This window comes from Pseudomonas sp. P135 (assembly GCF_020312125.1).
Taxonomy (GTDB): Bacteria; Pseudomonadota; Gammaproteobacteria; order Pseudomonadales; family Pseudomonadaceae; genus Aquipseudomonas; species Aquipseudomonas fragariae.
Genome location: NZ_JAGPYR010000017.1, coordinates 56042 through 69361 on the forward strand (window position 1 = coordinate 56042; position 13320 = coordinate 69361).

Annotated in this window: 9 protein-coding genes; 4 read left to right on the forward strand and 5 right to left on the reverse strand. The window is 61.5% G+C overall.

All coding sequences use genetic code 11. The features are described 5' to 3' along the window. Positions 1-123: 123 nt before the first annotated feature. The 5 genes from KBY08_RS21265 to rfbB form a co-directional block, all read right to left on the reverse strand. Positions 124-597 (reverse strand): YiiD C-terminal domain-containing protein, encoded by a 474-nt coding sequence (locus tag KBY08_RS21265; protein ID WP_024659893.1) that lies wholly within the window; start codon positions 595-597, stop codon positions 124-126. Beyond that, positions 584-1975 (reverse strand): sigma-54-dependent transcriptional regulator, encoded by a 1392-nt coding sequence (locus KBY08_RS21270; protein ID WP_024659894.1) that lies wholly within the window; start codon positions 1973-1975, stop codon positions 584-586. The genes KBY08_RS21265 and KBY08_RS21270 overlap by 14 nt, the downstream gene beginning before the upstream one ends. Continuing rightward, positions 1972-3780 carry a sensor histidine kinase gene (locus KBY08_RS21275; protein WP_032624857.1) on the reverse strand — a complete coding sequence of 603 codons (1809 nt, stop codon included), beginning with the start codon at positions 3778-3780 and terminating at the stop codon, positions 1972-1974. Before KBY08_RS21275 ends, KBY08_RS21270 begins: the two co-directional genes overlap by 4 nt. Before the next feature lie 170 nt (positions 3781-3950). Further along, positions 3951-4496, reverse strand: coding sequence for a dTDP-4-dehydrorhamnose 3,5-epimerase (gene rfbC / locus KBY08_RS21280; protein ID WP_024640486.1), 546 nt, complete (start codon positions 4494-4496; stop codon positions 3951-3953). A gap of 80 nt (positions 4497-4576) precedes the next feature. Beyond that, positions 4577-5659: a dTDP-glucose 4,6-dehydratase gene (rfbB, locus tag KBY08_RS21285; RefSeq protein ID WP_024652757.1), complete on the reverse strand. Its 1083-nt coding sequence runs from the start codon at positions 5657-5659 to the stop codon at positions 4577-4579. A gap of 242 nt (positions 5660-5901) precedes the next feature. On the opposite strand from rfbB, the gene KBY08_RS21290 reads away from it, so the two are divergent. From KBY08_RS21290 to KBY08_RS21305, 4 genes are all read left to right on the forward strand, one after another. Beyond that, positions 5902-8814: an aminotransferase gene (locus KBY08_RS21290; RefSeq protein WP_111522580.1), complete on the forward strand. Its 2913-nt coding sequence runs from the start codon at positions 5902-5904 to the stop codon at positions 8812-8814. Between the two features lie 345 nt (positions 8815-9159). Next, positions 9160-10038: an N-carbamoylputrescine amidase gene (gene aguB / locus KBY08_RS21295; RefSeq protein ID WP_003372277.1), complete on the forward strand. Its 879-nt coding sequence runs from the start codon at positions 9160-9162 to the stop codon at positions 10036-10038. A gap of 5 nt (positions 10039-10043) precedes the next feature. Beyond that, positions 10044-11150 (forward strand): agmatine deiminase, encoded by a 1107-nt coding sequence (gene aguA, locus KBY08_RS21300; protein ID WP_111522579.1) that lies wholly within the window; start codon positions 10044-10046, stop codon positions 11148-11150. Positions 11151-11798: 648 nt separating this feature from the next. Beyond that, complete coding sequence (locus tag KBY08_RS21305; RefSeq protein ID WP_111522578.1) at positions 11799-13073, forward strand: OprD family porin; 1275 nt, start codon at positions 11799-11801, stop codon at positions 13071-13073. The last annotated feature ends 247 nt before the right edge of the window (positions 13074-13320 follow it).

Below are 13320 nucleotides of genomic sequence, written 5' to 3' on the forward strand. Positions count from 1 at the left end.
CGTTCTTGTGGGAGCGAGCTTGCTCGCGAATACGATTGATCAGACGATGAATTTTTGCGGATTACACTGGCCTCTTCGCGAGCAAGTTGGCTCCCACGGGTAGTGAATTGACTGCGCGCAGCCTCACCGGTGCAACACAAACTGCCCGACAAAGCGCACGGCCTGTTCTTCACTGTCCTGCTCGCTGATGGCGGTGTGCAGGGTCAGGCGGGCGCGGCCTCGGCGTTGGTAGGTGGTGATGAATTTGTCCCATTGCGCCAGCTCGGGCGCGTCGCAGCGGGCGATGGCGTCGCTGCGTACCGGCAGTGGATAACTGATCTGTCCGTCCTGAATCACGATATGCCCATCAGTGATCCCGGCTTCGCGCAGCCGCAGGTGCAGCCAGCCCCAGCCCGCCAGTACTGCGCCGCAATACAGGCTGCCGCCGAACAGCGTGCTCTTGTGGTTGACGTTGGGGGCCAGCGGCAGGTGCAGGCGCAGTGTCTGGTTGTGCCAGTCAATCACGCGCATGCCCATCTCGCGGGTCAGCGGGATGTCGTGGTGCAGCACCTGCTCCAGTGCGTGGGCGGCGTCATGTCCAGGCTCAATCGTTGTCATCGGAAGCTCCGCTGCTGTCGCCAAACGTCAGGCCGTGCTTGCGCAGTTTGTCGTGCAGGGTCTTGCGCGGCACACCCAGCGCTTCCGCGAGGCTGCGCACCGAGCTGTGCGGGCGCGCCAGTTCGGCGGCGATCAAGGCGCGCTCGAAGCTTTCCACCTGATCACTCAAACCACCACCCGGCGGTGGCGCTTGCTCTGCATCAACGCCTTCCGGCTCCAGCTCCAGTTCCAGACCCAGCGCAAAACGCTCGGCAGCGTTTTGCAGTTCCCGGACGTTGCCCGGCCAGTTATGCCGCAACAGCAGCGCGCGCTGGCCCGGCTTGAGTTCGTGCTTGGGGATGCCGTGGCGCATGCTCGCGGCATCGGCGTAATGTTCGAACAGCATCAGCGCATCTTCACCCCGTTCGCGCAACGGCGGGATGCGCAGCGAGGCCACGTTCAGGCGGTAATACAAGTCTGCCCGGAAGCGGCCCTGATCGGCCGCGTGACGCAGGTCTTCCTTGGTCGCGGCGATGATGCGGATGTCCAGCGGGATCTGCTGATTGCTGCCCATTCGCTCAACCACGCGCTCCTGCAGCAGGCGCAGCAGCTTGACCTGCACGTCCAGGCTCATGCTTTCGATTTCATCGAGGAACAGCGTACCGCCGTTGGCAAATTCGAACTTGCCGATACGCCGCTTCTGCGCGCCGGTGAAGGCGCCTGGCTCGTGACCGAACAGCTCGCTTTCCACCACCGATTCAGCCAGCGCGCCGGCGTTGATCGCCACGAACGGGCCGCTGCGGCGGTTGGACAGGTCGTGCAGCGCGCGGGCAACCACTTCTTTGCCTGCGCCGGTTTCGCCGAGGATCAGCACGTCGGCTCGCGTCCCGGCCAATGCGCCGATTTGTTCGCGCAGACGCAGGATCGGCGGCGACTGACCGATCAGGCGTGTGCTCAGTTGTTGGCGATCACTCAGGGCCAGGCGCAGGCTGCGGTTATCCAGCACCAGACGGCGCAACGCCAGGGCACGGCGCACGCTGTCGAGCATGGCGTCGCTGGCGAAGGGCTTTTCCAGAAAGTCGTAGGCCCCGGCGCGCATGGCCTTTACCGCCAGCGGTACATCGCCATGCCCGGTGATCAGCAGCACCGGCAGGTCGGGGTCCTGCGCGTGAAGCTGGTCGAGCAGTTCCAGGCCATCCATGCCCTGCATGCGAATATCGCTGACCACTACGCCCGGCCAGTCGCGGCCGATGCGTTCGGCCAGCCCGGTGGCCTCGGGCAGTGACAGAACGTTCAGGCCAGCCAGGTCCAGCGTCTGACGCAGGGCCTGACGCAGGTGCGAATCGTCGTCGATCAGCACCACCTGAATCTGGCTGTCGATGGCTGTGTCCGAACTCATGCAGAAAGGTCCTCTGGCGGTTGAAGATTGGCCCCGGAAGCCCCGGCACGCAGGCGCAGGGTCAGCAGCGCACCGCCGCTGGGATGGTTGGCGAACAGCAATTCGCCGCCCAGCGCGCGCATCAGCGTATCGCAGATGGCCAGACCGAGGCCAAGGCCCTGGGTGCGGGTCTTGGTCGTAAAGAAGGGCTCGCGGGCCCGCGCCAGTGCTTCCTGGGAAAAGCCGGGGCCGTTGTCACGAATGTACAGGTTAACGCCCTCGGCAGTTTGCTCGACACTTATCCACAGCCTGCGCGGCGGGCCTTTTTCAGTGAGGGCGTCCAGCGCGTTGGCGATCAGATTGCCGAGCACCTGACGCAGACGGGTTTCACCGGCCTGCACCCAGATTGTGGCGTCCGGCAGGTCACGGATCAGTTCGACTTCCATGGCGCGCCGCCGTTTGGCCAGCAGCGCCAGCGCATCTTCCAGCGCCGGTTGCAGTGCCACGCTTTCAGGGGCGTGGCGGTCGCGACGGGCGAAGGCGCGCAAGTGCGCGATGATCGAGGCCATGCGCCCGGTCAGTTCGCTGATCAGCTTGAGGTTGCCGCGGGCGTCCTCGGTGCGCTGATGATCGAGCAGCACTTCGGCGTTTTCGGCGTAACTGCGGATAGCGGCCAATGGCTGGTTCAGCTCATGGCTGATACTCGCCGACATGGTGCCCAGCGCCGTCAGTTTGCTGGTCTGTACCAGTTCGTCCTGAGCCTGCACCAGTTCCTGCTGCGCCTGCTCGCGCTCCAGCACTTCCTGGCGCAGACGGCTGTTGAGCCCCTCCAGATCACTGGTCCGCTCGATAACCCGCATCTCCAGCTCGCGGCGCGCCTTGGCCTCGAAAGCGATGCGGTCCAGATAATGACGACGACGCTGCATCATCAGGCCCAGCAACAACATCAGCACCAGCAGCGCTGCGCCGCCAATCGCCACCACCGTGCGTACCTGACGGTCGACAAGGGCGCGAGGCGCGAGGATGTTGACGTTCCAGCCGGTCTCTTCGATGGCCTGGGTCTGGGTCAGCCAGGCGTGTTCATCGATCCTCAACGGGCGCGGATCGCGGGTCGGGTAGGACTGGATCGCGACGATGGCTTTTTTCTCGTCATCGGTCAGGTCGCGGGTCGCCCGAAAACGCCATTCGGGGTTGGAAGTCAGAATCACCACGCCGTTCTGGTCGGTCAGCAGCAGTTGCTCGGGCGTCTTGCCCCACAGGGTTTCGGTGTGGTCCAGATCGACCTTGACCACCAGCACGCCGATGATTCGCTCACCGTCACGCACCGGGCCGGCGAAAAAGTAGCCACGTTTGGCAGAGGTCGTGCCGAGGCCGAAGAACCGCCCGGTTCTGCCCGCCCGCGCATCGATGAAATAGGGCCTGAACGAGAAGTTTCGGCCAATGAAACTGTCCTTGTGATCCGAGTTGGAGGCCGCCAGGGTCAGGCCGTTTGCGTCCATCAGGTACATGACATCGGCACCGGTCTGACGCGTGATTTCGCTGAGCAGACGGTTGGCGTTTACCAGGGTAGGTGTGTCGCCCGGTGCCGCCAGTGCGGCGCGCAAGGCCGGCAGGTCGCCGAGGATCTGCGGCAGGGTTTCGTAACGGTGCAGGGTGCCGAGCAGGTTGGCGACGTACAGGTCCAGGGTCTGGCGGTTCTGATTGGCCAGCACGTTGCGGTAATAACGTTCGGCCAGATGCTCCAGCGGCCACAGCAACGGCGCCAGGCAGAGTGCCAGAAGGGCAAGGCTGCGCCAGCGAGGGCGGGGCGGCAGAGCGGGAGTCATGGTCATCGATTGGCCGTCGCCGAAGGGTTGACGATGCCTGCTGGCGATCACGCCGCGGCAGGCAACAAAAACACCCGGTCGATCCTGACGTGGGCATCAGGCGCGTATTATGCCCGCCGCCGGCTTGTCAGGCACCCGGACATTACGCCGGGCGGCCTTGGGTCGCGGGCTCAGGGAAACAGGTCGGCTTCTTTCAGGCGCTTGCCTTGTTGGTCCTTGGCCGACAGGTTGGGTTGGCCGTCGAATTGCCAGTCGATGGCCAGATCCGCATCGTCCCAGGCGATGCAGCGTTCGGCCGAAGGCGTGTAGTAGTCGGTGGTCTTGTACAGGAACTCGGCGTTTTCGCTGAGCACCACGAAGCCATGGGCAAAGCCTTCCGGAACCCACAGCTGACGGGCGTTTTCAGCAGACAGCTCGACGCCGACCCACTGGCCGAAGTTCGGCGAGCTGCGGCGAATGTCCACGGCCACATCCAGCACCTTGCCGACCGTGACGCGCACCAGTTTGCCCTGGGCATTCTCGATCTGATAATGCAGACCGCGCAGGACGCCGCGCTGCGAACGCGAGTGGTTGTCCTGTACGAATTCACGGGTCAGGCCAGTGGCAGCCTGAAAAGCCTTGGCGTTGAAACTTTCATAGAAAAAACCTCGTTCATCACCGAATACCTTGGGTTCAAGAATCAGGACTTCCGGCAATTTTGTTGCGACTACGTTCACGTGGCTTCCCCTGCAATGTTCAATAAGTCGTGGCGACTCGACAGTCTGCCCTGAGGCACGCCTGCCGAGAAGGGTGCTGATCAGGCAATCAGGTCTTTAGGCTCGGTAAAGCCCAGTCGTTCGCCCTGATAACTGCCGTCCTGAACCCTGCGGCACCAGTCCAGGTTATCCAGGTACCACTGCACAGTCTTGCGCAGCCCGGACTCGAAGGTTTCTTCGGGCGTCCAGCCCAGATCGTTGTCGATCTTGCCGGCATCGATGGCATAACGCTGATCGTGGCCCGGACGGTCGACCACGTAGGTGATCAGGTCGCTGTACTGCGCGACGCCTGCCGGATGCTGCGGGGCGAGCTCATCGAGCAGCGCGCAGATACCACGCACCACGTCGATGTTTTTCTGCTCGTTGTGGCCACCGATGTTGTACGTCTCGCCGACTTCACCTTCGGTCACCACCTTGAGCAGTGCCCGTGCGTGATCCTCGACGAACAGCCAGTCGCGCACTTGCAGGCCATTGCCGTACACCGGCAGGGGCTTGCCCGCCAGGGCGTTGAGAATCACCAGCGGGATGAGCTTTTCCGGGAAGTGGAACGGCCCGTAGTTGTTGGAGCAGTTGGTCACCACCACCGGCAGGCCATAGGTGCGGTGCCAGGCGCGCACCAGGTGGTCGGATGCCGCCTTGCTCGCCGAGTAGGGTGAGCTGGGCGCATACGGTGTGGTTTCGGTGAACAGATCATCGACACCGTGCAGGTCGCCATACACCTCATCAGTGGAAATATGGTGAAAGCGGAACGCCTGGCGCTGCGCTTCCGGCAGTTTCAGCCACCAGGCGCGCGTGGCCTCCAGCAGGCTGTACGTGCCGACGATGTTGGTCTGGATGAACTCGGCCGGACCATCGATGGAGCGGTCGACGTGGGATTCAGCCGCCAGGTGCATGATCGCCTGCGGCGCGAAGCGCTCGAGCACCGCGCTGACACGGGCCTGATCGCAGATATCCGCCTGCACGAACTCATAGCGCGTGTCGGTGGCAATCGACTGCAGCGATTCAAGGTTGCCCGCGTAGGTCAATTTGTCGAAGTTCAGCACTTCGTGGTCGGTGTTGTTTATCAGGTGGCGGATCAGTGCAGAGCCGATGAAACCTGCGCCCCCGGTAACGAGTATTCGCATGAACTGACCTTCTTGTGTGTTCTGGAGTAATGCAGCATAGCGCTTGAGCGCGTATGACAGGATCGAACCATTAAACCCGAGCAGGCGGTTGAATAAAACTCCGGCTGATTTCCGACCTGAGGTGCAGGTGCGGATTGGTCGCGCAGTGCAATCCCCCTATAGTCAATGCCCCTACAGTTGCGCGACTGCCCATCACGCCTTGCTCATTGAGCCCGGGCCTGACAACAAGAACGAGGTTCTCCATGCCGCTTGCCACGCTCATCCGCCGATCCAGTCTGCCTTGCCCCGAGGTCAGCGCGGACCAGGCGCTGCAATTGCTCGCGCAGCACTACGGGCTGAGCGGCACCCTGAAAGCGCTGGGCAGCCAGCAGGATCGTAACTTTCTGCTGGATACCGGCACGCGGCGTTATGTGCTGAAAATCTGCCACGGGGCGTATTCGACCAGCGAGCTGAACGCCCAGCACGCGGCGTTGCATCATCTGGCTGGCCACAGTACGGTCAAGGTGCCGGGCGTGATCCGTGCCATCGACACCGAACAGTTACTGTCGGTCGACATCGACGGGCAGGCGGTGCATGTGCGCCTGCTGGAGTTCATCGACGGGCAATCGCTGGGGCATGTCGAGCACCTGGGGCGTGACATCGTGGTCGAGCTGGGCGAACTGTGTGCCCATGTGGATATTGCGCTGGCCGATTTCGACCACCCCGGTCTGCAGCGCATTCTGCAGTGGGACCCGCGCCACGCCCACGCGTTGATCAAGCACCTGCTGCCGGTGATCAAGGATGCCGACGCCCGCGCCTGTCTGATCGAAGCCGGTGAGCAGGCTCATCGCCGTCTGTTGCCATTGATTGCCGCACTGCCGATACAGGCAGTGCATCTGGACATCTCCGAGCACAACGCAGTCTGGCGACGCGAGGCGGGGCACCCGTGGCACTTGCAGGGGCTGATTGATTTCGGCGATCTGCTCAGTACCTGGCGAGTGGCTGACCTGTCGGTGACCTGCGCGGCGCTGCTGCACCATGCCGAGGGTGATCCGCTGTACATCCTCCCGGCCATTGCCGCCTATCACGCCCTCAATCCGCTGAAGATCGAGGAATTGCAGGCGCTCTGGCCGCTGATCGTGGCTCGATCCGCAGTGCTTGTGCTCAGCAGCGAACAACAGGCCAGCGTCGAGCCTGGCAATGCGTATATCCAGGCCAACCTTGCCGGCGAATGGAACATTTTCGATGTCGCCACTTCGGTGCCGATGGCGCTGATGGAAGCCGCCATTCTGCGCGCGGTTTGTCTGGACCTGCCGCCTGTCGAGCAACCTGCCTATTCGCCGTTGTTGCCCAGCCTGGCGGGGCTTCAGCCGGTGCTGGTGGATCTGGGCGTGCTCAGCGAGCACTTCGTGGCAGGCAACTGGGAGCAGAGCGGCATCGATGAATACCTGCTTTCGCAAGCGGCCGGGGACAGTGGTCTGGCAGCCAGCAGGTTCGGTGAATACCGTCTGTCACGCACCTTGCCTGACTGCGCCAGCGAGCCGGAGACCTTTGCGCTGCACGTCGAATTGCATGTGCCCGCAGCAACGCCGCTGCATGCGCCGTTCGAGGGCACCTTGCGGCTGACGGCCGATGCTGCGGTGCTGTTGGTCGGCGAGCGCGTCAGTTTGAAGCTGTGGGGTGTGTTGCCGGAGGCTTCGCTGCAGGGTCAAGTGGCGGCGGGTTCTTTGATCGGGCAGGGCGGTGGCTCGCTGTTGCTGCAATTATGTACCGCGCCGGACCTCAGCCCGCCGCTGTTCAGCACACCGGCCTGGGCAGATGCCTGGCGCGCAGTGTGCCCGTCGCCGTCGGCGCTGCTGGGTTTTGATTGTGACGCGCCAGCCTTGCAGGACGCCGCGCAATTGCTGGCGCGCCGTGATGCCAGCTTTGCCCGCTCGCAAAAGCACTACTACCAGGCCCCGCCGCACATCGAGCGCGGCTGGCGTAACCACCTGATCGACATGCAGGGCCGCTCCTACCTGGACATGCTCAATAACGTCGCCGTTCTCGGTCATGGCCATCCGCGCATGGCTCACGAGGCGGCGCGCCAGTGGTCGTTGCTCAACACCAACTCGCGTTTTCATTATGCGGCGATCGCCGAGTTCTCCGAGCGCCTGCTCAAGCTGGCCCCCGAGGGCATGGATCGCGTGTTTCTGGTCAACAGCGGCACCGAGGCCAACGATCTAGCGATCAGGCTGGCGTGGGCTTACAGCGGTGGTCGCGACATGCTCAGTGTGCTGGAGGCGTATCACGGCTGGTCGGTGGCGACCGATGCCATTTCAACCTCTATCGCCGACAACCCGCAGGCGCTCAGCACGCGCCCGGACTGGGTGCATCCGGTCACCGCGCCCAACACCTATCGCGGGCCGTTCAGGGGCGCGGACAGTGCGCCTGAGTACGTGCGCAGTGTCGATCAGGCCCTTGCCACGCTGGCTAAGCAGCAACGGCAGGTGGCGGGCTTCATCTGCGAGCCGGTGTATGGCAATGCGGGCGGGATTTCCCTGCCGCCGGGCTATTTGCAACAGGTGTATCAGAAGGTCCGCGCGGTGGGTGGCGTGTGCATTGCCGATGAGGTGCAGGTGGGTTATGGCCGGCTAGGGCACTACTTCTGGGGCTTCGAAGAGCAGGGCGTGGTGCCGGACATCATCAGCATGGCCAAAGGCATGGGCAACGGCCATCCGCTGGGCGCGGTGATCACCCGCCGCGAGATCGCCGAGGCGCTGGAGGCCGAGGGCTATTTCTTCTCGTCATCCGGTGGCAGCCCGGTCAGTTGCCGGATCGGCATGGCGGTGCTGGATGTCATGGAGGAGGAAAAACTCTGGGACAACGCCCGAATCGTGGGCGACCACTTCAAGGCGCGGCTGCAGGCCCTGGCCGATATACATCCGCTAGTGGGCGCGGTGCACGGCATGGGCTTTTATCTGGGCATGGAACTGGTTCGCGACCGCCACACCCTGGAACCCGCCACAGAAGAAACCGCGCGCCTGTGCGAACGCCTGCGTGAGCTGGGCATCTTCATGCAGCCGACCGGCGACTACCTGAACATCCTGAAAATCAAACCCCCGATGTGCACCACCCGGCAAAGCGTGGACTTTTTCGTCGACAACGTATCGAAGGTGCTGCGCGAACTGGAATAGAGGACGCAGAGCGTCCAGAACGGCATACCCACGCGGAGCATGGGCACGATAGGTGGTGCCTGACGGGGCACTACCGCCATACCCGGATCTGCTCTTGATTCTGGCCGAAGGCCGTAGGAGCGAACTTGTTCGCGAAAGGGCCGTCGCGTCACACCCAGCTCGTAGGAATGAGCGCGGTCATGAGTCTTAAGCAGATTAATATCGGTAAAATCTACAAATAAATTCATGATAAGCAAATAATAAGCTTTTAATACCGATTTATATCCGCTATAAAGACGTTCATAATCGTCATCGCCTGTCTGCTATGGTGTTAAGTCCTTTGCAACCGCCCCTGGAGATATTTTCATGAGCCGTATCGTTTCTGTCGCTGCTACCCAGATGGCCTGCTCCTGGGATCTGGAAGCCAACATCGAGACCGCTGAAAAGCTGGTACGTGAAGCTGCCGCCAAGGGCGCCCAGATCATTCTGATTCAGGAACTGTTCGAAACCCCGTACTTCTGCCAGAAGCCGAACCCGGACTACCTGCAGTTGGCGACCACCCTCGAGTCAAACGTCGCAATCAAGCACTTCCAGAAAATCGCCAAAGAACTGCAGGTCGTCTTGCCGATCAGCTTCTTCGAGCTGGCAGGGCGTGCGCGTTTCAACAGCATCGCGATCATCGACGCAGATGGCAGCAACTTGGGCATCTACCGCAAGAGCCACATCCCGGACGGCCCTGGCTACCACGAAAAGTACTACTTCAACCCGGGCGACACCGGCTTTAAAGTCTGGCAGACCCGTTATGCGAAAATCGGCGTCGGTATCTGCTGGGATCAGTGGTTCCCGGAGTGCGCGCGCAGCATGGCGTTGCAGGGCGCGGAAATTCTGTTCTACCCGACTGCCATCGGCAGCGAGCCGCATGACAAGACCATCAGCTCGCGTGACCATTGGCAGCGCGTGCAGCAAGGTCACGCCGGCGCGAACCTTATGCCGCTGATTGCCAGCAACCGCATTGGCAACGAAGAGCAGGACGGCTACGACATCACCTTCTACGGTTCGTCGTTCATCGCCAACCAGTTCGGTGAAAAAGTCGCCGAGCTCAACGAAACCGAAGAAGGCGTGCTGGTCCACAGCTTCGACCTGGACGAGCTGGAGCACATCCGCAGTGCCTGGGGTACGTTCCGTGATCGCCGTCCTAACCTGTACGGCGCGGTGAAGACCCTCGACGGTTCGCTGGAGTCCTGATCGCCATGACCACGCTCAATAGCACGCCACGCGCCGACGGTTTCCACATGCCGGCCGAATGGGCACCGCAAACCCAGGTCTGGATGGTCTGGCCCGAGCGCCCGGACAACTGGCGCCTGGGTGGCAAGCCCGCCCAGGCTGCCCACGTCGCCATCGCCAAGGCCATCGCCCGCTTTGAGCCGGTCACGGTGGCTGTGTCGGCTGCACAATACGACAACGCCCGTGCGCGGCTGGACATGCCGAACATCCGGGTTGTGGAAATGAGCAGCAACGATGCCTGGGTGCGCGACAGCGGGCCGACCTTCGTCATCAACGACCGTGGCGAAGTGCGCGGCGTGAACTGGGAATTCAATGCCTGGGGCGGCTTCGACGGCGGCCTGTATGCGCCGTGGAATCTCGATTCGCAGCTGGGCGGCAAAGTACTCGAAATCGAGCGCTGCCCGCGTTACGTCACCGAAGGCTTCGTCCTCGAAGGCGGCTCGATCCACGTGGATGGCGAGGGCACGCTGATCACCACCGAAGAGTGCCTGCTCAATCGCAACCGCAACCCGCACCTGACCCGCGAACAGATCGAAACGATCCTCGGCGATTACCTGGCTGTGGATAAAATCATCTGGTTGCCGGAAGGCCTGTTCAACGACGAAACCGACGGACATGTGGATAACTTCTGCTGCTACATCCGTCCGGGCGAGGTGTTACTGGCCTGGACCGATGATCCCGAAGACCCCAACTACTCACGCTGCCATGCGGCATTGAGTATTTTGGAAAACACTCGGGATGCCAAGGGGCGTGCGTTTATCGTGCATAAAATGCCGATTCCCGGCCCATTGTTCGCCACAGAAGAAGAATGTGCGGGCGTCGATCAGGTGCATGGCAGCCAGGAACGCAACCCTTCGGTGCGTCTGGCCGGGTCGTATGTGAATTTTCTGATCGTCAACGGCGGCATCATTGCGCCGAGTTTCGACGATCCGATGGACGGAAAGGCCCGCGAGATCCTGCAAAAGCTGTTTCCAGAGCATGAGGTGGTAATGGCGCCAGGCCGTGAATTGCTGCTGGGCGGGGGCAATATCCACTGCCTGACACAGCAACAGCCAGCGCCTCACAAGCACTAGTGCTTAGTAACTAGTTGGATCTAACAACTGGATAGTTGGTCCCGTTTTTGCTGTATTAAGCCCATCATCAGATGGGCTTTTTTATGCGTTACTTTATAACTAAGTTCATCAGATTTATCGGCAGTTATCCTAAATTCCACTGGCGAAAACCCGTTTTCTTAGCTTGACTGTCACATGGCATCAGTAGATTTAGCCCCTCATGAATCAAGAGGTTTTCGTTATGAATGCAGGTATGAGCCAACAGCGAGTTCGTGGTTTTTCTGCTTCGCTCAGTAACGAGGCACGCCAGCGAGTGGCGGATTGGTTAAGGACGACCAGGCCCGTGAAAGCCAGACCGGACGTTCGCGCCATGCTGCTGCAGCGCTATCCGGCAGGCCTGTTCAACGATGCCGAATTCGAAGCGTTGGCGCGCGTGCTGACAGATTAAGCAATACACCAGACCTGGCCCCGGCCATCCACACGTTTGACACCCCCAGGCACCCGAACTAGGATTCGCGCCCCACTGCCTGTGGCTCCACCCCCTGTACGTGCTTCGTAGTCCACTGCGATGACCTCGTGCGGCGCTCCACCGCCTGACCAGAGGCGGGAAGCCAGACGGCCATTGGCCGCCGCCACAGCGCATGTCATTTGCAGAACAAGGAAGACAAAATGCTTAACACACGTATGGGCATGCTCGCTTTGGGCATCATCAGCGCCAGTCAGGCCATGGCCCAGGGGCAGGCCGATTCGAAGGGCTTCGTTGAAGGCAGTAGCCTGAACGTCAACCTGCGAAACGCCTACATCAATCGCGACTTCAAAAACGACCGTGAAGACAAATCCGAATGGGGCCAGGCCTTCATGGGCACCTTCGCGTCCGGTTTCACTCAGGGCACGGTTGGTGTGGGCGTCGACGCTTTTGCGCTGTACGGCATTCGCCTTGATGGCGGAAAGGGCCGCAGTGGCAATGGCGGCATCGACTTCTTCAAGCAGGGCGACAGCGGCGCGGCTGCCGATGACCTGTCCCGTGCAGGCGCAGCGGTAAAAGCGCGCTTCTCGAATACCGTCATCAAATACGGCGATCAGATGCCGCAATTGCCGGTACTGAACTACGACAACTCCCGTCTGCTGCCGGAAAGCTACACCGGCACCCTGATCACCTCCAAAGAGATCGAGGGGCTGGAAGTGGTCGCCGGGCGTTTCACCCAGGAAGCGCGCAAGAGCGCGGAAGGTCGCGACAGTGGTGATCTGAAAAGCATCAACGTCTACGGCGCCAGCTACAAATTCACCGATGAGTTCAGCGCCGCTTTCTATGCCTCCGACAACGAAGACGTGTTCAAGAAGCAGTACCTGAACCTGAACTATGTCTTCGCACTGCCGCAAGACCAGTCGCTGACCTTCGACTTCAACGGCTACAAGACCCGACTGGATAAAGACTTCACTGCCAGCGACGCGCGTGACAACAAGATCTGGAGCCTGGCCGCGACCTGGGCCGTGGGCATCCACTCCTTCACCCTGGCGCATCAGCGCAGCACCGGTGACATGGGTTACGCCTACGGAGGCTATCGCAACGATGGCGGTTTTGGTGATGGCGGTAACACCATCTACCTCGCCAACTCCTACTGGTCCGATTTCAACGGCAAGGACGAACGTTCTTGGCAGGCGGCCTATGGCGTCGACCTGTCCGGACTGGTCCTGCCCGGCCTGAGCTACAAGGCTGCCTACGTACGCGGCGACAACATCGACGATGGCACCGCAGGCAGCGGCGACGGCACGGAACGCGAGATATTCAGCCAGCTGACTTACGTGGTCCAGAGCGGCCCGGCCAAAGACCTCTCGCTCCGCCTGCGCAACTCGTTCCTGCGGGTCTCGGACGATGCACAGGCCTACAATAGCGAAGGCAACGAGACACGCATCTTCGTGGACTACCCGATCAACGTTTTCTGATCCGAGGGCGGCGGCCTGACAAAGACCGTCGCCTGAATCCTGATCGTGCCCATGCTCCAGCGCTCATCGCTATACAAGTCTGCTTTTGATTCTGGCCGGAGGCCGTGGGAGCGAACTTGTTCGCGAAGAGGGCTGGATAATCGCCGAAAATGCATGACTGAAACACCGTTCGTGCTCCAGCGTGGGCATACCTTCCCTGACGCTCTCCGTCACATCTACCCATCCCAAGTCTGTCAGTCACGTCAAA

What these genes read in the sequence shown, in the direction of transcription:
- KBY08_RS21265 (WP_024659893.1), bottom strand. Translation starts at nt 597, where the DNA reads ATGACAACGATTGAGCCTGGACATGACGCCGCCCACGCACTGGAGCAG.
- KBY08_RS21270 (WP_024659894.1), bottom strand. Translation starts at nt 1,975, where the DNA reads ATGAGTTCGGACACAGCCATCGACAGCCAGATTCAGGTGGTGCTGATC.
- KBY08_RS21275 (WP_032624857.1), bottom strand. Translation starts at nt 3,780, where the DNA reads ATGACTCCCGCTCTGCCGCCCCGCCCTCGCTGGCGCAGCCTTGCCCTT.
- rfbB (WP_024652757.1), bottom strand. Translation starts at nt 5,659, where the DNA reads ATGCGAATACTCGTTACCGGGGGCGCAGGTTTCATCGGCTCTGCACTG.
- KBY08_RS21290 (WP_111522580.1), top strand. Translation starts at nt 5,902, where the DNA reads ATGCCGCTTGCCACGCTCATCCGCCGATCCAGTCTGCCTTGCCCCGAG.
- aguB (WP_003372277.1), top strand. Translation starts at nt 9,160, where the DNA reads ATGAGCCGTATCGTTTCTGTCGCTGCTACCCAGATGGCCTGCTCCTGG.
- aguA (WP_111522579.1), top strand. Translation starts at nt 10,044, where the DNA reads ATGACCACGCTCAATAGCACGCCACGCGCCGACGGTTTCCACATGCCG.
- KBY08_RS21305 (WP_111522578.1), top strand. Translation starts at nt 11,799, where the DNA reads ATGCTTAACACACGTATGGGCATGCTCGCTTTGGGCATCATCAGCGCC.